This window comes from Bradyrhizobium sp. AS23.2, from assembly GCF_001908185.1.
Classification (GTDB): Bacteria; Pseudomonadota; Alphaproteobacteria; order Rhizobiales; family Xanthobacteraceae; genus Bradyrhizobium.
Genome location: NZ_LGHM01000317.1, coordinates 1 through 1,377 on the forward strand (window position 1 = coordinate 1; position 1,377 = coordinate 1,377).

Genomic DNA, 1,377 nt, shown 5'->3' on the forward strand with positions numbered 1-1,377 from the left:
GCGCCGCGGCCGACGCCACCGCCGCCCGAATCGCCAAAATCGCCACCGCCATTGCCGCCGAGACCGCCACCGGCGCCGGTGGAAGGGGCCGCGAATGAACCGCCCGCGCCGCCAAGCGCCTGGTTTGACACGACCGAAACGTTCGAGACGGTCACGTTTGCGCCTGTCGTGACGAAGAGCGCGCCGCCGAAGCCGGCGCCCCCGCCGCCCGGCCCACGTGCGCTACCCCCCAGCACCGCCCTGCGCGAGCGCATTGGTGATGGTCAGGTTGCTGATCGAGGTGTTGCCCGAATAGGCAAACAATCCGCGGAACAGGTTGTTGCCCGACAGGGTCGCGCCATTGGCGTTGATCGTGGTGTTCACCGTCAGAGCCGGCAGATCGCTCAGGAGCGTGATGGTGCCGACGCCGGCGCTGAAGGTGATGGTGCTGCCGGGAGCAGCGGTCGCATCGAGGATCGCCTGCCGGAAGGAGCCCGCGCCTGAATCGTTGTTGTTCGTGACGATGAACTGCGCGTGGGCGATGCCCGGGACCAGGAAAAGCGCCGTCGTCAGTGCCGTGCCGGCGAGCAAGTGCCTGGTCGTCATGCGAGCCCCTCCGCGGCGACCGAGACGGAGCCAAGACTCGCACTCGCCGGAAGGTAAACCCTACCACGCGCGCCGGCGGAAACAACGCCGGCTCGACGTCTCGAGAAAAAAGTGACGGAGGTGCGACGAAGCCGCAACGTCTGACTAGTTGCGTGGTTTGGATGAGGCGGCCTTGATATTGCGCGGCCGCCCCGATCAGCGAAATATCAAAGCTCGCATTCGCGCTGCCGCCCAGTCGCAATGCATCTGAGGTGCTGAATGCGGTCACAGTGCCGACGATGGTCGAGCCGGCGACAAGAGCATTGCCTGACCCGAATTTCCTGACAAAGTGGACTTCGGCAGCGCGATGTTTCGTCCGATCATTCCCTGCGGTATTTCGAGGCAGTGCAATTTGGTGGTTCTGAAAAAGCGACATGCGAGATTCGCTGACCGCAGCGTTCCATGTTCGCAACCGACGCTCCAGCGGATCGAGGCGCTGCTCAGGTTTTTGTTGAAGCTTTCCGTCACTGCGTTGCCCGGCTGCAACTCGAGCGAGCCAAATTGTCGGAGGGGCGGAGGATCATGATCGCTCGTGCGAACGATCTCGCCTCTGCCAAGATGGTTTTTTCCCAGGGTATGGCTGCAAGCCCGAGGACCGGACATCACTTGGCACGTTCGCCGAGGTCTGCAACGGGTCAATCGCGTCGTTTTCGCCATGTCAGCGGTACGTCCGCTTTTCCACCGATAGCGACCGGACAGCGGACATCGCGCGAGGTCTCAAAAGCGCCATGCCGCGACCAAGGCCAATGTCTG

Annotated in this window: 1 protein-coding gene and 1 pseudogene; both read right to left on the bottom strand. The window is 63.4% G+C overall.

Going from position 1 to position 1,377, the window contains the following annotated elements:
- Positions 1 to 236: pseudogene (locus AC630_RS41770) on the bottom strand (DUF3300 domain-containing protein); the annotation flags it as partial.
- Positions 223 to 585, bottom strand: coding sequence for a hypothetical protein (locus tag AC630_RS41775; RefSeq protein WP_074124266.1), 363 nt, complete (start codon positions 583 to 585; stop codon positions 223 to 225). The gene AC630_RS41775 and the pseudogene AC630_RS41770, both read right to left, overlap by 14 nt.
- Positions 586 to 1,377: the final 792 nt, after the last annotated feature.

Coding starts and splice junctions, on each gene's coding strand:
- AC630_RS41775 (WP_074124266.1), bottom strand. CDS start 585: ATGACGACCAGGCACTTGCTCGCCGGCACGGCACTGACGACGGCGCTT.